The sequence below is a fragment of the Bacteroidota bacterium genome (assembly GCA_016722565.1).
GTDB lineage: Bacteria > Bacteroidota > Bacteroidia > 2-12-FULL-35-15 > 2-12-FULL-35-15 > 2-12-FULL-35-15.
Genome location: JADKIU010000001.1, coordinates 1,136,416 through 1,160,090 on the forward strand (window position 1 = coordinate 1,136,416; position 23,675 = coordinate 1,160,090).

Annotated in this window: 19 protein-coding genes; 6 read left to right on the top strand and 13 right to left on the bottom strand. The window is 38.9% G+C overall.

Translation table 11 applies throughout. From position 1 onward, the window contains the following. Positions 1-14 precede the first annotated feature (14 nt). A complete protein-coding gene (locus tag IPP64_04695; protein ID MBL0328715.1) occupies positions 15-1,001 on the top strand; it encodes a S1/P1 Nuclease in 987 nt (328 codons plus the stop codon). A 218-nt stretch (positions 1,002-1,219) separates the two neighbouring features. Here IPP64_04695 and IPP64_04700 read toward each other — a convergent pair whose 3' ends face one another. From IPP64_04700 to IPP64_04730, 7 genes are all read right to left on the bottom strand, one after another. Continuing rightward, positions 1,220-3,481 carry a CotH kinase family protein gene (locus IPP64_04700; protein MBL0328716.1) on the bottom strand — a complete coding sequence of 754 codons (2,262 nt, stop codon included), beginning with the start codon at positions 3,479-3,481 and terminating at the stop codon, positions 1,220-1,222. 192 nt (positions 3,482-3,673) lie between these two features. Next, positions 3,674-4,153, bottom strand: coding sequence for a periplasmic heavy metal sensor (locus IPP64_04705; protein MBL0328717.1), 480 nt, complete (start codon positions 4,151-4,153; stop codon positions 3,674-3,676). Between the two features lie 4 nt (positions 4,154-4,157). Beyond that, positions 4,158-4,451, bottom strand: coding sequence for a hypothetical protein (locus tag IPP64_04710; GenBank protein MBL0328718.1), 294 nt, complete (start codon positions 4,449-4,451; stop codon positions 4,158-4,160). 29 nt (positions 4,452-4,480) lie between these two features. Beyond that, the gene (locus tag IPP64_04715) at positions 4,481-5,020 is read right to left on the bottom strand and encodes an RNA polymerase sigma factor (protein ID MBL0328719.1); all 540 of its coding nucleotides are present in this window, start codon (positions 5,018-5,020) and stop codon (positions 4,481-4,483) included. A gap of 82 nt (positions 5,021-5,102) precedes the next feature. After that, on the bottom strand, positions 5,103-6,125 hold the full coding sequence (locus tag IPP64_04720) for an LLM class flavin-dependent oxidoreductase (protein MBL0328720.1): 1,023 nt from the start codon (positions 6,123-6,125) through the stop codon (positions 5,103-5,105). A gap of 83 nt (positions 6,126-6,208) precedes the next feature. Further along, positions 6,209-7,126, bottom strand: coding sequence for a WD40 repeat domain-containing protein (locus tag IPP64_04725; GenBank protein MBL0328721.1), 918 nt, complete (start codon positions 7,124-7,126; stop codon positions 6,209-6,211). Positions 7,127-7,165: 39 nt separating this feature from the next. Continuing rightward, entirely contained in the window at positions 7,166-8,650 is a 1,485-nt protein-coding gene (locus IPP64_04730) for a T9SS type A sorting domain-containing protein (GenBank protein ID MBL0328722.1), read from the bottom strand. A 389-nt stretch (positions 8,651-9,039) separates the two neighbouring features. Here IPP64_04730 and htpG point away from each other — a divergent pair, with 389 nt between their 5' ends. The 4 genes from htpG (at position 9,040) to IPP64_04750 (ending at position 12,993) form a co-directional block, all read left to right on the top strand. After that, positions 9,040-10,899, top strand: a complete 1,860-nt coding sequence (htpG, locus tag IPP64_04735; protein ID MBL0328723.1) for a molecular chaperone HtpG — start codon at positions 9,040-9,042, stop codon at positions 10,897-10,899. 189 nt (positions 10,900-11,088) lie between these two features. After that, a complete protein-coding gene (locus tag IPP64_04740; protein ID MBL0328724.1) occupies positions 11,089-11,694 on the top strand; it encodes a LemA family protein in 606 nt (201 codons plus the stop codon). 68 nt (positions 11,695-11,762) lie between these two features. After that, on the top strand, positions 11,763-12,200 hold the full coding sequence (locus tag IPP64_04745; protein ID MBL0328725.1) for a TPM domain-containing protein: 438 nt from the start codon (positions 11,763-11,765) through the stop codon (positions 12,198-12,200). Positions 12,201-12,213: 13 nt separating this feature from the next. Further along, a complete protein-coding gene (locus tag IPP64_04750; protein ID MBL0328726.1) occupies positions 12,214-12,993 on the top strand; it encodes a TPM domain-containing protein in 780 nt (259 codons plus the stop codon). Between the two features lie 83 nt (positions 12,994-13,076). Here the strand turns inward: IPP64_04750 and IPP64_04755 are convergent, their stop codons facing one another. The 3 genes from IPP64_04755 to IPP64_04765 form a co-directional block, all read right to left on the bottom strand. Further along, on the bottom strand, positions 13,077-14,006 hold the full coding sequence (locus tag IPP64_04755) for a DoxX family protein (GenBank protein MBL0328727.1): 930 nt from the start codon (positions 14,004-14,006) through the stop codon (positions 13,077-13,079). A 72-nt stretch (positions 14,007-14,078) separates the two neighbouring features. Beyond that, complete coding sequence (locus IPP64_04760; GenBank protein MBL0328728.1) at positions 14,079-14,327, bottom strand: hypothetical protein; 249 nt, start codon at positions 14,325-14,327, stop codon at positions 14,079-14,081. 122 nt (positions 14,328-14,449) lie between these two features. Continuing rightward, entirely contained in the window at positions 14,450-14,851 is a 402-nt protein-coding gene (locus IPP64_04765; protein MBL0328729.1) for a hypothetical protein, read from the bottom strand. Positions 14,852-14,947: 96 nt separating this feature from the next. On the opposite strand from IPP64_04765, the gene IPP64_04770 reads away from it, so the two are divergent. Beyond that, on the top strand, positions 14,948-15,697 hold the full coding sequence (locus tag IPP64_04770) for a TerB family tellurite resistance protein (protein ID MBL0328730.1): 750 nt from the start codon (positions 14,948-14,950) through the stop codon (positions 15,695-15,697). A 3-nt stretch (positions 15,698-15,700) separates the two neighbouring features. Here the strand turns inward: IPP64_04770 and IPP64_04775 are convergent, their stop codons facing one another. The 3 genes from IPP64_04775 to IPP64_04785 form a co-directional block, all read right to left on the bottom strand. Continuing rightward, positions 15,701-15,922: a hypothetical protein gene (locus IPP64_04775; protein ID MBL0328731.1), complete on the bottom strand. Its 222-nt coding sequence runs from the start codon at positions 15,920-15,922 to the stop codon at positions 15,701-15,703. 117 nt (positions 15,923-16,039) lie between these two features. Then, positions 16,040-18,280: a gliding motility-associated C-terminal domain-containing protein gene (locus tag IPP64_04780; GenBank protein MBL0328732.1), complete on the bottom strand. Its 2,241-nt coding sequence runs from the start codon at positions 18,278-18,280 to the stop codon at positions 16,040-16,042. Positions 18,281-18,297: 17 nt separating this feature from the next. Then, complete coding sequence (locus IPP64_04785) at positions 18,298-23,589, bottom strand: gliding motility-associated C-terminal domain-containing protein (GenBank protein MBL0328733.1); 5,292 nt, start codon at positions 23,587-23,589, stop codon at positions 18,298-18,300. Positions 23,590-23,675: the final 86 nt, after the last annotated feature.

Sequence of the window (23,675 nt, forward strand, 5' to 3'; positions counted from 1 at the left end):
TATCTTTACGTTGTATGCGTAAAATAATCTTCGTTTTTTTAATAGTACTCTTACTCTTTCTTCTTCCCAATAAGCCACCTGCTTATTCATGGGGATTTTATGCGCATAAAAAAATCAATCGCATGGCTGTATTTACCTTGCCGGAAGGAATGATTGGTTTTTACAAACAACACATCGAATACATTTCTGAACATGCTGTTGATCCAGATAAAAGAAGATATGCGAATGAAGATGAAGCCCCACGTCATTACATCGACATCGATCATTATGGAAAATATCCATTTGATTCCGTTCCGTTGTGGTGGAAAAAGGCAGTAGCTAAATATTCGGAAGATACACTCAAAGCTTACGGTATTGTTCCATGGCATATCGAAAAAATGGTCTACCGTTTAACTGAAGCATTTAAAGAAGAGAATTTGGATTTAATTCTACACTATTCTGCCGACCTCGGTCATTACATTGCTGATGCGCATGTTCCGCTTCATACAACTGAAAATTATAACGGACAATTAACCAATCAAAAAGGGATTCACGGCTTTTGGGAATCTCGAATTCCTGAAATGAAATCGGAAGGTTATGATTATTGGGTTGGTCGTGCAAAGTATATTGAAAAACCAATCAATAAAGCATGGGACTTTGTAAAAGCCAGTCATGCTGCCGTTGATTCGGTCTTAATTTTTGAAAGAGAACTCAATGCGATTTATTCCCCCGATAAAAAATATAGTTTTGAAAATCGCGGAAATACAGTCATGAAGGTATATTCAAAAGAATACACCGAAGATTATGATCGCTTGTTAAATGGTATGGTAGAGCATCGCATGCGTGAAGCCATTATTTCTGTTGGTAGTTTATGGTACACCGCTTGGGTAAATGCCGGCAAACCCGACCTAAATCGTTTCAACGATAAAGATGTTTCTGATTCCTTGAAACAAGCCAACAAGATTTCTGAAGAGCTTTGGAAAAATGGAAAGTCGAGAGATGTGAAGGGGCATGATGATTAACCTGGCTTCGAATTACTAATTAATATACGAAAATACGAACCTTCCTGCCAGAGGCTGGTCTGTGTTTTTCAATGAAATGTGTTTTTTAAGAACATCATTTCGAGTTTTGCTCTTTAGCAGAAACTAGAAGATACCTTTCCAGATGAGAACAATCGCCACGATTAAGCATAGATTGCTTCGTTCAGAGCAATGATGTCCTAATTATACTCCGATATTTATTAGTGGTTAACACTCACTTTCTTAACAATCTTGTTATCCACTTTAATAAAATAAATTCCATTTGATAAACCGGAAATGTTAAGTGCATGAGATTTTGTTTCGTCCACTTTCACTGAAAAGATCAGTTGTGATAAAGTGTTGTAGATTTCAATAGTTTCAAATTCTTTATCCGAACTTATTGTTAGGTCGATACTTGCAGGATTTGGAAATAAGCGAATATTCGCATCTAAATCATTTTCATCAATTCCTGTTAAACAGTTAAACGACATATATGTTGGATAATGTGTAATGAAGGAACCGATTCCATTTGCACAACGTGCATACGATGTATTTGCAGTTTGTGCTCCGTAAGTTACACTGTCGATAATTGTTCCACTCGCGTAAGATAACATCACTTGTTCTCCAGTTCCTGATAATTTAAAGTTTGAATGCAAACCACTTTGTAACGTATCACTATCTGCCCAAACAATTAAATAACCGCCTGGAGCAATGGTTGTATTGTTTGGGAAAGCCCATTTTAATGGAGTTGTATAATCATCCGATAAATAGGCATTGTCCATGCTCACAATACTCGAAGTGTTATTGTAAAATTCAATATAGTCAGAAAAGTCACCATTGGGATCTGTAACCGTAGATGTGTTAATTGCTAACAATTCGTTAATTGTAACATCTCCGGCATTCATCATGCTGATGGTTGCATATAAAGTGTAATATTCATACTCCGCTCGTTGTGGAGAAAACATTCCTGCATTGTTATTCTCTGCATAAATATAATATTGAACATAGGAGGCATTGATTGGAATTTCTACTCCAAATACATTATCTGCTGCAGCACCATCACCATGAGCTCCATCATCATACATTAATATACGTTTGAAAGCATCTTTTACATCGTAACGATAACCCAAATAAACCCCATTGATATTTGCATTTGTAACGGTTGCAAGAATGGTGTCGTTGTTATTCATGATTGGACTAGCTGTTGTGGCTGCAATTCCAGTAATGGTTGGTGTTGAATAGGTAAAGTCCGTTTGTGCCATCAACCACGTATTTCGTGCACCCATTAAATTTGTTAATCCCGGTGCGCTCGTCATTCCAGAACTCACATCCGTTGTTAAATTGCTGGTAAACTGACTTAATGTATAGAATTTATTTACATCAGCGGTAACGGAAGGAGTAATCAATGTTTGTAAGTTTTGTGCCGTTGTAAAATAGGTTCCACTTGCAAAATTTTCACTTAAGATGGTTCGCATGTGTGCAATGTACATGCGTTTGTACATTGGAACAGCGAGTAGCTTTTGAACCAATGGCCAATTCGCATCACCCGAATGCAATAGATGTGTCATTTGTTGCTTTGCTGTTGTTGATGAAAGTGAAATGGTACCCGTCATGCTAAAGGTTCCAAACGATTCATTCAAATCCCAAATGGTTGTATTGAAACGTTGTGTTTCATCGCGGTACAAATAATAGTTTTGTTTAAATGTTCCGATATAACTATCCAAGTTCACAATCGTATTGTTAAATGCGAGCATCCACAATGCTCTGTCAACATCTAATATCTTTTCTACATTTGAGGTGTAGTTTTTTAAGGTGTCGGTTAGTTTTATTAAATCAGCCCAACCATAATTTGATTTTAATTCATACCCATCATAGTAAAATGTGCTGTCTGTTCCTTGGTAAACTAAATCAGGGTAATCGGTTGTGCCCGGACCAGCTCCTGCCGGTGGGTTGCATTTAAAGGCCGTTCCGCTGTTGGAGTAAAAATGATTCTCATTAAAATTATCTGCAATGGATTCTGAGCTGGCATAAATTCCTATCAATGTTCCGTTGATATATACATTCGCATAATTAGAGAGCGGTGCAGCCATGTACTGGCGCAAAATGGAGTAGCCCAACACTTCTCTCACCATGGATGGATCTTTGCCAATGTTGCTTAATTTAATATCGGTATATCCTTGATAATCTTGATTGATGAAATCATTCAATTCAATATGTAATGGATTTTTAACTTGTGCTGCATTGTAGGTGCTATTTCCTTTGTAACGTACACCGACACTGTCGAACTGAACACCATTTATTTTTACCCATTGCGCCATCAAATTGGTTTCGAAACCCGCTTTGGCTGTATCCATCAAATAATCCCAGTTGGTTTCTGAAAAATTAATTTCAATGGTTTGAATCGTATTGATGTCGTAAAATGTTTGTGCTTTTCCGAAAAAGGAACATAGTGCGAATGTGCTTACTAAGAATAATTTTCTCATAAAATATGTTGGTTTTTCTTTTAGACGATGGTTCTTTTAAAAACTTGCGGTTGTTAATAAAGAATAATGTTTATTGTGTCGTCATTGCGAGGGACGAAGCAATCTTTCAAGATTAGGATAATAGCGACCATTGTGCAGAGGTTGCTTATTTAGCTCTCTCCACTTCGGTCGAGATGACATTCTGCCAGAGAGCTATCTTCTAGGTCCTTTCGGAGCAAATAATCTCCCTAAATCATTCACCAACTCATTAAAATATTCAACTTGTTCTCCTTTGCACAATTTCTTAATGGCATTAAAATGATCAAAATTTAAATTCTCAATTGCTTTTTGATTGTTTGCGACTTCCAACATCAATGAATCACTGTGACCTTTGTTAATTGTATCGCCTTTTAATAATGAAAATAATTCATCATGCAATTTTTTAGATGCTTCGTGCAATTCATCGGTTTTGTTTCTGTGGTCTACCACTAATAATTCATAGTCCTTTTGCTGAGCAGCATCCAAATGCAATCGCTCAATAATCATTTGTTTTGGACCTTCGCCATTCGGACCGCCATGTGGAGGATGCATGGGCGGATGAGCCGGTTTTCCAAAGAACATCATTCCCAATATTCCTAAGTTCAATAGGAGTAGGCCGATGACCGCAATGGTTAATAATTTCGTTCTGTTCATCTTATTAATAGTTGATAGAATTAGTATTCACCAAATTATATGCACTCGCAATTTCTTGTACATCTGTTCTGTTGTTTGAACCCGAAGCTGATTTTTTTATTGCTTGAAAATTCAACACCGCCAACAATGCAAAAGATGCTGCAGCCAACCATACAAGTTTCATTGGAGTATTTTCGATTTCTCCTGAACCTAGCTTGTTTAAAATCTTGTTGTATAAAAAAGGATTTGCTTCGGCTGATTTTACATCATCCAGAGAGTTCATTACCTCATTTATCCATTTTTCTTTGTTCATATCCATTTTGACGATGTTTAAAATTAAAACTTGCGCTAACTTTTATAATAATTCGATAATTCCTTCTGTAAATTCTGTTTTGCCCTAAATAAAAGGGATTCCACGGAGGAAACACTCAGCTGCATAACTTCCGAAATCTCAGCATAACTCAATCCTTCCAACTTGGATAAGATAAATGCGGTCTTTTGATTTTCTGGAAGGGAATGAATGGCTTTGAACAGAATTGTTGAATTCTCCTTCTGTTCCAATTGAACTCCAGGGTGATAAAAATCGGGGGAATCATGTTTTAAATCTCCTGCATCGTTGAACAAACTACTCATAAATGCAAACCTTTTTTTACGATTTTTGCTTTTAATAAAATCCAATGATTTGTTGATGGAGATACGGTAAATCCAAGTGCTTAAACTGGATTTTCCTTCAAAGGTGTTGATAGAACGATGTACTTCTACAAATACATCCTGCGTTACTTCTTCAGCATCTTCCTGATTCTGCAAATAGGAGATAACGGTATTAAAAACTTTGTTTTTATACGTTTCATAAATTTCCTGAAATGTTGGAAGCGGAGCAGACTGCATTCAAACAAAGATAGAAATTTTGGGAGGTTCTCATTCCTCCATGTATAGATATAGGCAATAACGTTTATTGTAGCGGTAAAACTTATTTGTTCACGATGGGAATTACTTTCTCTCCAATTAATTTTATTGATTGCATCAACTTTTCATGAGGTAATGCAGCATTGTCCATTTGAAACGTAAATCTGCTGATGCCACCCAAGGATGCACTGTGACGAATGATTTTTTCCGCAACTTCTTCCGCACTTCCAACTAATAGTGCTCCAGTTGGTCCGTTTTGTGCATCAAAGCGTGCTTTTGTTACCGGAGGCCAACCTCTTTCTTTTCCTATTCGAGTAAATGTTTCTGCATAGCCCGGATAATAATCTGAAACAGCTTCTTCCGCAGAATTTGCAACATACCCCAAGGAATGTAATCCTACTTTTAATTGTTCGGGTGCAAATCCTGCACGTTTACCTGCTTCACGATACAAATCAATAAACGGACGGAAGCGATGTGTTTCTCCGCCAATCACGGCCACCATTAATGGCAAGCCCAATGAGCCTGCGCGTACAAATGATTCCGGTGTTCCGCCAACGCCCAACCATATTGGAAGTTTTTCTTGCAATGGTCGTGGATAAATGGCTTGATTCTTTAAGGCAGCGCGAAAGTGTCCCGACCAGTTTACAACTTCATTGTCGCGAATATTCAATAAAAGATTTAATTTTTCAGAAAACAATTCATCGTAATCATTTAAGTCTAACCCGAACAATGGAAATGCTTCTGTAAATGAACCGCGTCCTACAACCATTTCGGCACGACCTTGTGATATTAAATCCAATGTCGCAAAATTTTGAAATACACGCACAGGATCTGCAGCACTTAAAACGGTAACTGCACTGGTAAGTGTTATTTGTTTGGTTCTTGCGGCAGCGGCAGCCAAAATAATAGCCGGTGCCGAATCCATAAATTCTTTGCGATGGTGTTCTCCAATTCCAAAAACATGCAATCCTGATTTATCTGCTTGTTCCATGCGCTCTAACAATTGAGCCATCGAATTCATTCTGTCTTTTGCGGTTGTGCTATTATTATTTGTTGCTGATGCAAAACTGTCGATTCCTATTTCCATAAAATATTTTGTTTAAGTAATAACAAATGGTTGTTTGAATTGTTTGGAGGTGCAAATTTATTTAAATGATGGAATTGCTTGATTTATTTCACTTCCCAAACCATAACCGCCCGATCATCCCCAGTAGAAACAAGATATTTCTCTGTCCATAATAATTTATTTACAGAGTTTACATGTCCATCATAATTTTCTTTGTTGATGCGTACTTGTAATTCAAATGTTTCGGCATCCCAAATCTTTACGGTTTTATCTCTGCTGGCTGTTGCAAATAATTTTGCATCTGGAGAAAATACAATATCGTAAATGGCGTAGTTGTGCGCAGGAATGCTTTGAATGAGGGTATAGCTTTTTGCATCCCAAATGTTGAGATGGGCATCTCTTCCTCCTGTTAAAATTAAATTCCCATCGGGTGAGTAGCAAACGATGTTGGCAGATAGGGTATGAGCAACAAAGATTTTCTTTTCTTCCAAAGTGGTTAAATCAAAAATACGGATGTTACAGTCGCCACTTGCAACGGCAAATTCACTGTTATGATAATTGAAAACAATGCTTCGCACTTTTTCGGCACAAAGTTTTTTGATTTGAATCATGGAAAGTGTTTCCAAACTACAGATGGCAAAATTGCCGTCACCACCTGCAGAATAAAAGCAATTTGTTTGAGCGGAATATTTTAAATCAAAAATGGAGGAAGTATGGTGTTGTAATATTTTAAGTTCTTGTTTTTTTTCAAGATCTAAAACATGAATGCTTCCTGCTGAAGTGCCTACTAATAAAATTTGTTTTTCGGGAATATGACAAATCGCATACACGATGGATGGAAACTGAGCTGCAAACTTTTCGGGTTGTAAGGTCTCTAAATTCCAAAGAGCAAGAAATTTATCACTGCTGCCGGAGAAAATTTGTGATGAGTGTTCACTTTTTTTTTCTTGTACTTCCGACAGTGCATACACCGCGCCACTATGACCGGTTAAAGTGCCTATTTTCTTGACTGAAATATTCATTGTTGCTAAGTTACTAATATTAGCAACAATGAATCTGAGTTAGTCCTTAATTATTTTTTGATGGTATATTTCATTTCCGGATTGAATACTTAAAAAGTAAATTCCTTTTGAAAACGATTGCATATTGATTTTGTTTTCTCCTTTTACCATTGTTTGTTGAAGTATGATTGAACCTTTTACATCGCTTATTGTAAATACACCTTCGGTTTTATCTTTTACGGAAACAAACAATTCTCCGTTTGTTGGATTAGGATAAATTGAAAAGAAGGAAATTTCTTTTTCGTTATTGGTTATTGAGGTTGCTAGACAAAATACTTGATTCAATGTATCTACCAAAGGTGTTCCTGCAATAACTCCCGAGCCGGGTGTTGTTTCCATATAATCACCGGTAATTTCCCAAATGATGGCACCACGAGCATTGTTGCTCATGATGTATTGTGCTTTGTATCCAACTGATAGTTTATTGTCGTAGGATACAAATGTACCGGGTGCTGTTCCTGTAGGCTTGCCTAACAGATAGGGAACTTTTGCTGTATTGTCCCAATATTTGTTGAACTGCGTCATGTTGGCTTCCACATTGTAATATAGCGGAGTGCCATCATCAGCAGAAAATAAAGTGGTGTTTGCATTGCAACTGGTAGCTGCATGTAAAGCAGTTGCACCTGTTTGCGAACGTCCATAAAAACCAACGCCTAAATTTATTTTTGATGCCGGTACACTGTAGGTTGTGGTCAATAAATTAAAGGCACTATTTAAATTAAAAGAAGGATCTCCGCTGGTTGGTGCATACAAAGGGGAGTTGTGGTTTGCCAAACAATCCCATGTTCCGAAAAAATCATAGGTCATTAAGTTAATCATATCTAAAATCGGAACAATGTTGGTCCATTCAATATCTGCAGCATAGCTTGCACTCGCTCCGAAACAAGCGGACAATTTGTATGATTTACCATTTCGTATTCCTAATGCTGTAATGGAATCACGAATCTGTTGCATGAAAATGGTGAAATTTACTTTGTCGGCCGGTGTACCCGAATGTGTTGCATAACCAGGATATTCCCAGTCGATATCAATTCCATCGAAATTATAATAATCCAATAAGCGATTGCACTCAGCTGCAAATGTTGCGCGTTTTGTGGCATTGGCTGCAATGCCTGGGAAATTATCTGATAATGTCCAGCCACCAATCGAAACCATAACATCGGTTCCTGCATTATGAGCCAAATCAATCACAGATGTATTGGGATAATAAGATGTTGGAGTGGTCGACCAGTTGATTTGTCCAAGCAATAAATTTTCATCCGCCCACGCATCGGTGTTAGAAATTAAACCTGTTGTTTCGGGTTTAAAAAAACAATAATTGATCACAGAGTATTTTGAATAAGCAATCGTTGTTGGTTTTACCAATTGACCTCTGTCGTACCATTGCCAATTTGGGTAATAACCGATAATTTCTTTGCAAGGTTGCGCTTGTATAACGAGGTTGAATAGTAATAAGCCAGACAGCAATACGTGAATTTTTTTCATAGTAATAGTTGGGTTTGGTGTCAAATGTAGTCGCTCGGTTATGAAACTCAATTACAATATTGTACAGAATGTTATGAATTGAAATTGATAAATTATTTGTAAATTATTGATATTTAATTGTTTATATTTTATTTTGTTATGCATCGCATAGCTTTTTCACAGTCCTTTTTTTTTAATTACTTTCCTATTTAATCTTGAAAGAGCAAGGTTGTCATCTTGTCAGAAAAAGCCCACTGGCATGTAGTTTGACTTTGTTCGTGTCATCTCGACCAAAGTGGAGGGATCTTGCACCAAGTAGCACTATACTTAAAAACAGGCAAGATGTCTCCACTTCAGTCGATAGGATATTCTAAGAAACAACTAATAATCAAAACTAATAACGATTAACCATGAGCACAGGAAAGATTAACGTACAGACCGAAAACATTTTCCCAATCATTAAAAAATTCCTTTACAGCGACCACGAGATATTTTTACGTGAGTTAGTTTCAAATGCTGTGGATGCTACTCAAAAATTAAAAACATTAACCGCAATCGGTGAAACCAAAGGTGATTTGGGCGATATCAAAGTTGAAGTAATCATTGATAAAGCTGCAAAAACGTTAACCATTCGTGATAAAGGAATTGGTATGACAGGAGAAGAAATTGAAAAGTACATCACGCAAATTGCATTTAGCGGAGCAGAAGAATTTGTAAATAAATACAAAGACAAAACACCGGAGACAAATGCCATCATTGGTCATTTCGGATTGGGTTTCTACTCCGGTTTTATGGTTGCAAAGAAAATTGAAATTTTCTCGTTATCTCACAAAGAAGGAGCAAAAGCAGTTCGCTGGGAATGTGATGGTAGTCCGGAATACACATTAGTAGAAACCGATAAAACAACACGAGGAACAGATATCGTATTGCATATTGCAGAAGATTCGGAAGAATTTTTAGAACAAGAAAGAATTGATCATTTGTTGCATAAATACTGCAAATTTCTTCCGGTTGAAATTAAATTCGGAACGAAAAAAGAAGGCGACAAGGACCATGAAGTAGAAGTTGATAATGTGATTAATAATCCATCTCCTGCATGGACAAAAAAACCGGCAGATTTGAAAGATGAGGATTACAAAGCATTTTATCGTGAATTATATCCAATGAATTTTGAGGATCCTTTGTTTCATATTCACTTGAACGTTGATTATCCATTCAACTTAACTGGGATTTTATATTTCCCACGAATTAAAAAATCATTTGAAGTACAAAAAGATAAAATTCAATTGTATAGCAATCAAGTATTCGTTACTGATTCGGTAGAAAACATTGTGCCCGACTTTTTATCCTTGTTACAAGGGGTAATTGATTCTCCGGATATTCCTTTAAATGTTAGTCGTAGTTACCTGCAAAGTGATGGTAATGTGAAAAAAATTGCTGCACACATTACTAAAAAGGTGGCGGATAAATTAGAAGAGATTTTCAAAAAAGATCGTGCAGATTTTGAATCGAAGTGGGAAGATATCAAAGTATTTGTGCAGTATGGAATGTTGTCGGAAGAAAAATTTTATGAGAAAGCACAAAAGTTTGCACTTCTTAAAAATACAGAAGGTGTGTATTCTACTTTAGAAGAATATGCTGAAAAAGTAAAAGTGGCACAAACGGATAAAGACAAGCGTGTTATTTATTTGTACACAACAAATGTTGAAGAGCAACACAGTTTTATTGAAACAGCAAAAGAACGCGGTTACGATGTAATTGTATTTGATAGTCCGATTGATTCTCATTACATCAATCAGTTGGAGCAGAAATTAGGAAACACTTCTTTCGTTCGTGTGGATGCAGATGTTATTGATAAATTAATTAAGAAAGAAGAAGTACAGCCGAGCAAACTTACAGAGGAAGAACAAAATACATTAAAGCCTATCGTGGAAGAAACAGTTCCAAAGGAAAAGTTCACGGTGGTATTTGAAAGTCTGAGTGAAAAAGACGCACCGATGCTTATTACGAAGCCTGAGTTTATGAGAAGAATGAAGGATATGAGCGCAATCGGTGGAGGTATGGCCTTTTATGGTTCGATGCCGGAGATGCACAATTTGGTGGTGAACTCCAATCACCCTTTAATATCTAAGATATTGAATGAGAAGGACTTAGATAAAAAGAAGCAACTGACAAAACAGACTGCAGATTTGGCAATGTTGTCGCAAGGGCTCCTAAAAGGTGAGGAATTGACAAAGTTTATTAAGAGAAGTGTTGATTTAATTGACTAAATTGCTCCTTGTATCTCTGAAATGCCTGTCATTGTGATGAAATTCGATGTGGTGGAAGATTGGAGGTATGACAAATTTCGTCAGCTTGTCATTGTACCTACAATGGTATATGCTTTGACAATAGAGGCGCATATTAACCAACCCCCGTTTTGGCAAAAGTTAAAGCGGATAAAAACAAACTAAAAAACAATGAAAAAAGGAACTATCATTTTAGCTGTAATAGGCTTATTTGTATTATTAATTGGATTTAACGGGTGTAGCTCGTACAACTCAATGGTTACAATGGATGAAGGTGTAACTGCACAATGGCAACAAGTAGAAGTTGCGTATCAAGCACGTATGGATAAAACAAAAAATCTATTCGAAATTGTACAAAGTGCAGCTGATTTTGAAAAAACAACGTTGATGGAAGTTATGGAAGCGAGAAGTAAAGCAACCAGCATCCAAATCAATGCGGATAACCTAACTCCTGAGAAATTAGCTGAATTTGAAAAAGCTCAAAATGCATTCAGTTCTTCTTTAGGTCGATTAATGGCCGTTGCTGAAAACTATCCGGCTTTGCAAAGTGTACAAGCCTTCCGCGATTTTCAAGCGCAATATGAAGGAATGGAAAACAGAATCTCCACAGAGCGTATGCGTTTTAACGAAGCTGCACAGAATATGAATACCTACATCCGTAAATTCCCAAAAAATATTTGGGCAGGAATGTTTGGATTCCAAAAACGTGCTTACTTTGAGTCGCAAGCAGGTGCTGAAACAGCCCCTGATATCAAGAGTATGAGAGACAAAAACTAAGTGAATTAGTTACTGAGGGGAATAGTTAATTGGGCTATTCCCCTTTTTTAAACTTTTAATAATTAAAGATGTCAGCAAAAAATTTCTTTTCTTCCGAACAACAAAAATCCATTCAAAAATCCATAGCCAATGCCGAATTAAACACCTCTGGTGAAATTCGTGTGCACATTGATGATAAATGCAAAGGAGATGTTTTGGATGCAGCAGCAGATAGGTTTCATGCGCTGAAAATGGATAAAACAGAATTGCGCAATGGCGTTTTGTTCTATTTAGCAGTAACAGATCATAAGTTTGCAATTTTGGGCGATAAAGGAATCAATGAGAAGGTGCCAAGTGATTTTTGGGACACCATCAAAGAAACGATGTTGGCACATTTTAAAAAACAAGAATTTACAGAAGGACTTTGCAAAGGAATAGAAATGGCTGGAGAAAAATTAAAAGTGAACTTTCCTTTGCAGTCAAATGATACCAATGAACTTTCAAATGACATGAGTTTTGGTAAATAATAAAACGACACAGATGTTAAAAAAATATTTTTCGATTATTTTATTGGTCCTGTTTTCCTCATCGGTGTTTGCACAGTCAGATGGGATTCCGGAGCGACCTAGTCCTCCACGATTAGTAAATAATTTATCTAAAGAGTTTCCTGATTTTCTTTCATCGAATGAGCAAAGACAGTTGGAAAGTAAATTGGCTGATTTTGCAAATACAACTTCGAATCAAATTGCAGTAGTAATTGTTGATGAAATTGGCGGGCTTGAACCTTGGGATTTTGCAACTCGTTTGCATCAGAAATGGGGCGTTGGTCAATCTAAAGAGGACAATGGTGTAGTCATTTTAATCAAACCAACTGGAGGAAAGGGACAACGCAAAGTGCATATTTCTGTGGGTTATGGGTTGGAAGGTGCCATTCCGGATGCCACTGCTAACCAAATTTCGGATAACGAATTAGGACCGGGATTGGCTTCCGGTAATTATTATCAAGCGATTGATAAAACGGTTGACATCTTGATGGCCATTGCAAAAGGGGAATATGATTCAACGGCATATGCCAAAAAGAATAAGAAAAGTTTCCCGAGAAAAATGATTGTGCCTTTGATTCTGATTATTCTATTCATCATCTACAGAGCCTCTAAAGGTGGCCGAGGTGGTGGTGGAGGAATGAGCATGGGCACCGGGTTCTTGTTGGGCAATATGTTTGGCGGAGGCGGTGGTGGCTTTGGTGGCGGTTCTTCCGGAGGTTTTGGCGGCTTTGGTGGCGGTGGAGCCGGTGGTGGCGGTGCCGGTGGAAGCTGGTAGTGCAGATTACGAAAATATGAACCAGCCTCTACAGACGGGTTCCTTAAAAAAAAATCCTGTGAGCAATCACAGGATTTTTTTTACTATTCTTTTAACCATTTTTCCAGCTCACCTTGATCTAAATCAAAATAATATAAATCGTGCTCAACAACGCTGTTGTTGATGAGATAAATTCTTGGCATTTCTACTCCTGCTAAAAACACAAAGTTCCTTCCGTTTAAAATACAATGTGGAATTCCTTCTGCATGCGTATCATCATAAAATGGTTTTAATTTTTCATCCTTTCCATTCAAAACAATATACATAGGTATTTCCGGATTGCGTTCATGGATAATGCGCATCTTTTTTGCAGCAATGCGGCAATGCGGACAAGTCATACTCATAAATGCTAAAACATGTTTTCCTTGCGAAAGTGTTTTGGGAGGGATATTTAATTTTGCACTACTGTACAATGAATCCAGTTCTAATTTTTGATTCCCTTCGGATTTGTTAAGATAAGCTTCAGAATAATTCAGTTCAACCGTATTACGAATGAAAGGAAATACGAGTGATGAAATAAAAATAAGCAAGATTGCATATTTGAGTTTCCCTTTTAATTCCCATCCATTATGAAATTTGTACAAAACAAAAAAGAGGAGGAGCATCACTACATTTTTCATCAATGCCCAGAATGGAGTCATTGGAAAAAGTTCACCGAAGCATCCGCAGTTTCCTTTGTTTCCTACAAATGCCATTAAAAGTGTAAGGTAAACGCAAAAAATCAAAAGAATTCCAATGGCTAATTTATAAGTAATTTTATGAAGGTTTAGGTTGAATAGGAGCATCACTCCAATGAAGAACTCGAAACCAATCATAAACCTAGCAACAAATGGTGCTACTTGCCAGTTGATAAAACCTAGGTCAACAAATGTATACTCAAAAGGCTCAATAGGGAAGAGTTTTGTCCAGCCTGAAAAAATAAAGAGCGCACCCATTAATGAGCAGAGTAACGCCAGAAGAATTTTTTTTATCATTGTTTCAATCTGTATTGGGTAAAAAAAAAGCGTCCTTCTTGGAAGAACGCTTTTTGTATAATCAGTTAAAGATTATTTCAACTCACAAGTTTCATCTGCTCCAACTGAAGATCCAGAGAATCCACCACCTGCAGTAGTTGTAGTTGTTTGAGTTCCGTAACACATTTGACGAGCATCAGCTTTCTTAGCTTCGTGAATAACTGTTACTGTAGTTGTTGTAACACCACCTGTAGTAGAAGTACAAGTACAAGTTCTGTCTTTTTTGCAAGAAGCAAATGATGCAGCTGTAACAACAGCAACAAATAATAATACTTTTTTCATTTTGTAATTAGTTTTAAGTTAGTTAATACGTGGCAAATTTATAGCTTTTTTTGAATGCCCTGCAAAAGAATAATTCTAAATTGCTTACAAGGTTGTAACTAATTGATTATCAGTCATAAATATTAGTGTGTTTCCTTCACAGGTAGTGAACTATATACACTACTTCCGTTCAAAGATTCAATGTTTATAGGTAATCCACTTGAACTTACAGAACTTCCACCATATTCCTTGATATTAATCGGTAAACTTCCATAAAAACTGCTCCCTCCTATTTCTTTTAAATTCATCGGAATGGTGCCATAAACGCTGCTTCCTCCGATACTTTTTAGGTTTACATCCATATCGCTGCTTACTAATTTTACATTGATAGAGCCATCGTCATTTAAAGGAATGGAGGCATAACGACTGAGCATTGCTTTGTCTGCCTTTGCTTCATTAATAATTATTCCGTTTTTAAAGACCAAAGCGATTAATGCAATTGCAATGATGGTCAAGATTGTTTTTGTGTATGCATCTGTTTTCATGGTAGATTTATTTTAGGTGAGTTTTTTACGAATTTATAGCATTCAATTATTATTCCAACTCTTTTAATAATTAAATTTGCACAATAATTTAAAGCAATGGCAAAAGTAAAATTTGGTAAATGGTTAGGTGGAGGCTTAGGATGGGCATTGGGTGGCCCACTTGGTGGAATTTTAGGGTTTGCATTGGGTTCTGCATTTGATGCAGCCAGTGTAACAGTTCAAGCGAACGGAAAAACAACCTATTCTAATCGTGGTTCCGCACCACATGTTGGTGATTTTGCTGCAAGTTTATTAGTGCTTTCGGCTGCCGTTATGAAAAGTGATGGGCGTACATTAAAAAGTGAATTGGATTTCGTTAAACGTTTTTTAAGTCAGCAGTTTGGTGAAGATCATGCACAACAACAAATTTTGCTGTTAAAGGAAATATTAAAGCAAGAAATTCCATTGCATGACGTATGTATACAAATAAAGCAATACATGCCTCATTCTGAACGTCTGCAAATTATTCATTATTTGTTTGGAATATCAAAAGCGGATGGTCATGTGCACGAATTGGAATTACAAACCATTCATACCATTGCCAACTATTTAGGAGTAAGTGCTGCTGATTTTAATTCATTAAAAGCGATGTACTTCCGAGATACCAATAGCGATTATCTAATCCTGGAAATTACCCCGTCTGCAACGGATGAAGAAGTGAAAAAAGCGTATCGTAAAATGGCTGTGAAGTTTCATCCAGATAAAGTAGCAGCATTAGGGGAAGAGGTGCAAAAAGCTGCGAACGAAAAATTTCAAAAAGTTCAAAGCGCCTACGATAATATTAAAAAGCAAAGAGGGTTTTCCTAATTCTTACTTTAAATTTGTGTCAATCGTTTCTATTGTTGATGCATGCAATTCTTCAATATATTCTTGGTTTTTGTTCTCTAAAAATGCAAAGTAGTCAACGTTTGATATAAATTGATAAGTATCGTTAATCACTTCTTCTAAAATTAAACCATATTTTCTTTTCCCATTTTTTAAATATACTACTGCTTCGGTCGTATTCATCTCTGTGTTGTTTAATTGTGTCATTATTTAATTTTTTATTACAAAATTAGAGTCGACACATTAAGTTTGTATTACCACAGGATTAACAAAAAAAATGCTCTCCATTTCTGAAGAGCATTTTTTTTCAATAATTAAGATTCCTTATTTTTCGGAGAACAAATGAATGAATCCTTCTTGTTCCACTAGTTTACCATTGTCAGTTGTGGCTTTTAAAATGTAGTAATAAACACCATCTGTAGCCATTTTACCATTTTTAGTTTTGCCATTCCAACCTCCTGTTATTCCATCATAACTAGCAATTAATAATCCCCAACGATCGTAAATATCATACGTTACCTCTCTGAAATTTTTGGTTGTTACCAAGAAAATATCATTGTTTCCATCGCCATTCGGACTGAATGAATTTGGGATAAAGATGGATGATTCGCCTTCAACGATGATGCAATATCTTGATGTATCCGCACAACCAGAAGTTGCAGTAGAAATTAAATCAACACAGAATGTTCCCTCAGCAGGATAAAGGTGTGTTGGTGAAAATAAGGATGATGTATTATCACTAGATCCCGGATCACCAAATGTCCACGAAGAACCTGTACTTCCGCTGCTTGTATTTGTGAAAATAACATTTGTTCCTGGTGCAACGGTAGTTCCCGGAGCAACAGTAAAGCTGGATACAGGAGTTGGGAATGTTGTAATCATATTAGTAAATGTGGTTGTCCCAACACATCCATTCGCATCTGTACAATGTATGGAAACGGTAAATACACCAGTTGTATCATAACAATGTGATGGATTTGAAGCACTAGACGTATCGCCATCACCAAAGATATAACCAACACTTGTACATGTAGCACTCACAGTTTCTGTAAAGTCAACACATAAAGGTGCACAGCCACTTGTTATACTTGCCGCTGTGGAAGGGGTTGGAGAAGGGAGAACGGTAACACTAGTCGTTGCTGTATCGCCACAACCACCTCCGATTGTATGTGTAATCGTAAATGTTCCGGCACCGGCAACAGATGGATCAAATGTTCCTGTACCACTGTTTGTAATTCCTGTTCCTGACCAAGTACCTCCTCCTGTAAGCGAAGTCATGTTAAATGGAGTGGCGCTCGAACACATGGATGTGACCGGATTAATGGTTGCATCTGCCGGTGTTGTAAGGTCTACTACAAATGTGAAACTAACCGGTGCAACACATGCTGAAATAGGTGTTCCTGTTACGGTATAGGTTGTTGTTGTTAGAGGATCTGCGATAACAGTTGTTCCGGTAGTTCCAGATAAACCGGTAGCCGGACTCCAGCTCCATGAATAATCACCCAAAGATGTTCCAGTAACTGAAATTGGAACCGGACCACCGCAAGTTGGAATTGTATCAATGAATGGAGTACAAACTTGTGGTGTTGTTGAAGATGATCCTGGATAGGACAAATACAATAAATTATTGATGGCCATCGTAGCAGATGCACCATCTAAAATCACCACAAACTTGATGATTTCTGTAGCTCCGGGGGCTAGGTTTTCAATTTTATAACCTAAGGCAATTGCTTCATCAGCAAAATTTGTTGCACCAACAGTTTGAACAAAACCACCTCCAGTGCCATTCCAAATGTCAGAACCATCTCTGTTTGAGAATCCGCCATACATTGCTCTCCAGTTAGGGCCAACGGCTGCTAATCCTAAATAGGATTGTGGCTGGGTTGCAGGAACTAATGATGTTGCACTTACATGTGCGAGGTTACAGCCTGAACCGGGTTGACTAACAATCGTGTTTTGAGTAGTATAATCCGAACTAATCGAAACATTGTTGTCCGGATCTAAATTTCTGTAATAAAACAATTCCGGAATTGTTGCAGATGTATTGTTGGTAATAGAAACTGTTGTAGTATAAAATAGATCTGTTTCTTGTAAGAAGTAGTTTACTTTTATATGGAGGTTCGTTCCAGAGGTTAGATCTCCTTCCCAATCAGCTGAATAACAATCGAAGTTATGGGTCCAATCGGTAATTGCTCCTGGGATATTAAACTCTCCTGTAGCATTGTTACTGGCAGCTACCCCTCCGGTAGTTCCGATTTCAATTCCCCATCCATTTTCTGGAGTTCCGGGAGTGAAAAAGTCGCCATCAAAAGTGGTCCATAAATTTATTTGTGGATTTGCAACGAATCCAAAAAGTGGATTGCCTGAGCGGAAATGCATCCCAGGAAGTGGAGGAGAAGCAGTAGTACTGCATCCTTCAAAACCACCTTGACCATCGAGACCAATTTCTACACTTGTAGCTTTTATGTAGGCATCCGGGCCAACCATTTGTGCTTTCAAGAGGTTTGTGCTGCAAAATACAATTGCAACTACAATTGCAAAATAATGGAGATTTTTATGTTTCATATTTAAATGGTTTGTAATTATTTTTCTTTTAATAAATGTATAAATCCGGTTTGATCAATTACTTTTTCGTTAGCGGTATTTGCTTTCATAATATAGTAATACACCCCGTCTGGCGCAATAAGTCCGCTCGTTGTTCGTCCATCCCATCCATTTATCGCATCGTTTAGGGAAGTCCACTCTGCTATTTTTAGTCCCCATCGATCATAAACAGAACAGTTTAGTTCTTTAACAGATGTGGTTAAAAAATAGAAAATGTCGTTTGCTCCATCATTATTTGGAGTGAAAACATTTGGCGTGTTAATGGTAGCATCATCAGCAACATCAACACAAATAGTGATGGAATCAACACATCCTCCTGTATTTCCTGCGATAAGAAGCACACAATAGATGCCCGCATCTGCATACATATGTGAGTCGCTTGTTAAAATAGATGTATTGCTTGCTGATGTCGGATCACCAAAATTCCAAAATGAAATACCTCCATTGGTGGAGATATCAGTAAATACAGCTGTTGAACCAACAGGTAATACTCCGCTTGGTGACACCGTAAAATTAGCTAGAGGTCTAGGAGAAACGGTGATCATATTCGTAACAGTAGCTAATCCTACACATCCATTTGCATCTGTGCAGGTGATGGATACAGAGTAGGTTCCTGGAGAAGTATAACAATTTGTAAAAGTAGAAGAGGCTGATGTATTACCATCCCCAAAATCATAGCTCATCGAAGTACAGGTGTTAGTCGCTGATTCGTTAAATGTCACACATAATGGCTCGCATCCGCTAGTAACATCCGCTGTAAATGTTGGAACAGGTAATGCATTTACAGTAATCGTTGTTGTTGCTGTATCGCCACATGCTCCCGAAATAGAATAGGTAATCGTATTTACTCCTGGTGTAGCCAACGATGGATTAAATGTTCCATTGATTGGATCTGTAATTCCTGTTCCACTCCATGTACCACCACTATTTGCTGCTGTTAAGTTAAAGGGTGCAGTGCTTGCACAAATTGGCGAAATAGCCGTAATTGTGGCATTTGCCGCTGCGGTTACATTGATGGAAGCCGTGTCAGTTGCACCACATGTTCCGGAAATAGTGTAAGTAATAATATGTACACCTATTCCTGCAATTGTCGGGTCAAATGTACCGGTGGCACCTGATGTAATACCTGTGCCACTCCATACGCCTCCTGCAGTAGCAGCTGTTAAATTGAATGCGGAACTGCCTGTACAAATTGGTGCGATTGAAGTAATTGTTGCATCGGAGCTTGAATTAACTGTAACAATTACTGTATCCGTTGAACCACATATTCCAGGGGTAGAATAGGTGATGGTATATGAACCAATTCCTGCAACGGCAGGGTCAAAAGTTCCATTTACTGCATCTGTAATTCCTGTTCCACTCCAGGTCCCACCAACCGTAGCAGCAACCAAATTGGTTGGAGTTGCACTTACGCATAAAGAAGCAATAGGGCTGATTGTAGCATCATCATTCGGAAGAACCGTCACGATTGTTGTATCCACATTTCCGCAAGCTCCAGAAATGGTATAGGTAATAGTATATGTTCCTACTCCGGCAGTGGCAGGGTTAAAAGTTCCACTTGCCCCGGAAGTGATTCCTGTTCCTGTCCATGCTCCTCCAGCAGTTGCAGCTGTTAAATTAAATGCAGGAGTACCGAGACAAATAGGGGTAACGCTACTAATGGTAGCATCTGCAGCAGTTGTGCCTGTTATCGTAACGGTTGATGTAGATGCAGGACAAGGGGCATTCGTAATGCTCCATTGAAAAACATTTGGTCCAACTCCTAATCCGGTGATACCGGAAGTTGGTGAAGAAGGAGTGGTAATTGTTCCAGCACCACTTACTAAAGTCCACGTTCCCGTTCCGGTTGTTGGAGTATTTCCTGCAAGCGTAGCAGTTGTTCCACAAATAGTTTGCGGTGTACCAGCATTAGCAGCAGTTGGAGAAGCAACTCCTGTTATTGTAACTGTTGAAGTAGAAGCAACGCAAGGGGCATTCGTAATGCTCCATTGAAATACATTTGGTCCAACTCCTAATCCGGTGATACCGGAAGTAGGTGAAGACGGTGTTGTGATTGTTCCTGCACCACTCACCAAGGTCCATGTTCCAGTTCCGGTTGTGGCTGTATTTCCAGCAAGTGTAGCAGTGGTTCCGCAAACAGTTTGCGGAGTACCAGCGTTAGCAGTAGTTGGAGCAGCAACTCCTGTAATAGTTACGGTAGAAGTAGAAGCGGGGCAAGGGGCATTTGCAATGCTCCATTGAAAAATATTTGGTCCAACTCCCAATCCGGTAACACCGGAAGTTGGCGAAGAAGGAGTGGTAATTGTTCCCGCACCACTCACCAAGGTCCATGTTCCAGTTCCTGTTGTAGCCGTGTTTCCAGCAAGTGTAGCAGTGGTTCCGCAAACAGTTTGTGGAGTTCCAGCGTTAGCTGTTGTTGGAGCAGCAACTCCTGTTATTGTAACTGTTGAATTAGAAGCAACGCAAGGTGCATTGGTAATGCTCCATTGAAATACATTTGGTCCAACTCCTAATCCGGTGATACCGGAAGTAGGTGAAGAAGGTGTGGTAATTGTTCCTGCACCACTCACCAATGTCCATGTTCCAGTTCCGGTTGTGGCTGTATTTCCAGCAAGTGTAGCAGTGGTTCCGCAAACTGTTTGCGCTGAACCAGCGTTAGCAGTTGTTGGAGCAGCAACTCCTGTAATAGTTACGGTAGAAGTAGAAGCAGGGCAAGGTGCATTGGCAATGCTCCATTGGAAGACGTTCGGTCCTACTCCTAATCCGGTAACCCCGGAAGTAGGTGAAGAGGGTGTTGTAATGGTGCCTGCACCACTCACTAATGTCCATGTTCCAGTTCCGGTTGTGGCTGTATTTCCAGCAAGTGTAGCACTAGTTCCGCAAACAGTTTGTGGAGTTCCAGCGTTAGCTGTTGTTGGAGCTGTAACACCCGTTATGGTAACTGTTGAAGTCGAAGGTGGACAAGGGGCGCTGGCAATGCTCCATTGAAATACATTTGGTCCAACTCCCAATCCGGTAACACCGGAAGTAGGTGAAGAAGGTGTTGTAATTGTTCCTGCACCACTCACTAAGGTCCATGTTCCCGTTCCTGTTGTTGGTGTGTTTCCAGCAAGTGTAGCAGAGGTTCCGCAAACAGTTTGAGCTGTTCCGGCAACGGATGTTGTTGGACCACCAGTGCTGGTAATTGTAACTTGATCAGTTGAAGTTCCACAAGGAGGATTGGTAATTGTCCACTGAAAAACATTTGCTCCTAATCCAAGACCGGTAACCGCTGAGGTCGGGGAAGAAGGTGTAGTGATTGTTCCTGCTCCGCTGATTAATGTCCATGTTCCAGTACCTGCTAAGGCTGGGTTTCCAGCAAAAGTGGCAGATGTTGCACATACAGTTTGGTCAAGACCTGCAGCAGATGTTGTTGGGGAAGTGTTAACCGTCACTGTAACTGGAATAGTATAGGTGCCTGGACAAAATCCGACATAATAAGTTGTAGTTGTTGAAAGTGTTGGTGTGGTGAATGTTGCTCCTGTACCTAAAACGGTTCCGGCAACTTGCGCACTGTACCAAGTGATTGTTCCAGGAATACTACCAACTAAATTTGCTGTCAATGTAGCTGTATTTCCCGAGCAGATGGTTGTATTAGCGACATTAATAGTATCTGCAGAAATAGGTTGATTTGTTAATCCTGCCCCACCTCTTGTCGCACCATTTGGAGGGAATTCGGTCATCGCATTTGAGTCAGTTGTTCCGTTTGCTCCACCATTGACAGTTGCTGTTATTACTCCTGTAGAAATAGCGATATAGCCACCGCCACCACCGCCACCTGGTCCTTCTGCTTCATTTACTGCAGGAAGTACGTCTTGGTTTCCACCAACTCCACCATTTGCAGCAGCAGTAATTCCTGAAACGGTTCCGATAGAATTCAAAATTATGGTACCGCCACCGCCACCGCCACCGGCAGCATCAATTCCGAAGTTTACGCCTGAGGAAGTTGTGTTTGAACCTGCAGCACCATTGGCCGTAATTGTACCAGCGCCACTAATTGTTCCGTAACTCATAATATAAACCATTCCGCCACCATTTCCACCACTTCCACCGCAATTGTTTTCTTGATCACCGGCTCCACCGCCACCACCAAGGAATATTTTGCCAGTTGAATAATCCAATGGTCTTCCTCCCCATCCACCATTATTAATTCTAAAGTCGCCTCCCCATAAATTTGATCCGGCAGCCTGAAATGGTTTTGGGCCTTCAAGTGTAGCATCTCTATTTGCAGAAGAAAAAGAATATCCTCCACGACCACCTCCAGAAGAAACGTGAGTGGCAAACGTCACTGAAATATCTCGATTCCAAGCCGCAATCCAACCGGCACCTCCACTAACATCGGGATTACCTTCTCCATCCCAAACGCCAGTTCCTGCATTTGCTCCACCGCCTCCTCCTGCATTATGTGCATCTCCACCGCCACCGGCATTACCGGCTGCGCCTCTGCAGAATCTCCCTGCAATAACATTATAGTCAGCTTGATATCCAAATACACCTTCACCCTTTTCAGCACCTTCAGTTGCATCATTTCTTGCAACTTGCCCCCCTCCTAAAGTTGTAACATTATCACCTACACGAGAACCACCTCTGAACCCTAAGCCTGTTGAGGTGATGCTCCCGCCCGCATTTATTACTGTGGCTCCATACACTTCAACTGCCACTATTCCTCCGGTATAGATACCACCAGCTGCCCAAGCCGGACAGGTGAGGACTCCCCCAGAATTTATTGTTAATGTATTGTATCTTGGTACGCGTATGACTTGAACTCTGCCTGCAGAAGTATAAGGGTTTTTTAACCCACAATCAATGGTAATTGTTGTGGCGGTTGGTACCGAACGAACTTGACAAAATTCATAATTGCCGCAATTGTTATAACTTGTGATTTGCCCCCAGGTTAAGTCATTCGGAAAACCATAAAATTGGCCGCTTCCTGCAGGAAATTCGATAGAAGAACTAGTTGAAGAACTAACCCCCTGCATTTGAATAATCATAATTAAATCACCTGCAGCCAAATTATTTCCTGCACCAAAACGTGTATTCGCATTTAACCCGCTTGCAGCAACAGTTATGGTTGTGGCTCCTGCAGCAGCATCTGCAGTCAATGTGGTATATTCATTCACGATTGTTCCTGCCGCAGATACAATTCTGTTGCCGTCAATTCCCCTTTGAGCAATGGATGCAGAGGTGGTGAAACAAAATATAAAAAATACAAAGTGTTTAAAACGTTTCATGCGCTGAATGTTGGGCTATAATTTTGCAAAAAAATTTTAGCCAATGTAAAAGAAATTTACGGGATTTCCAATACTCCCGTTATCTT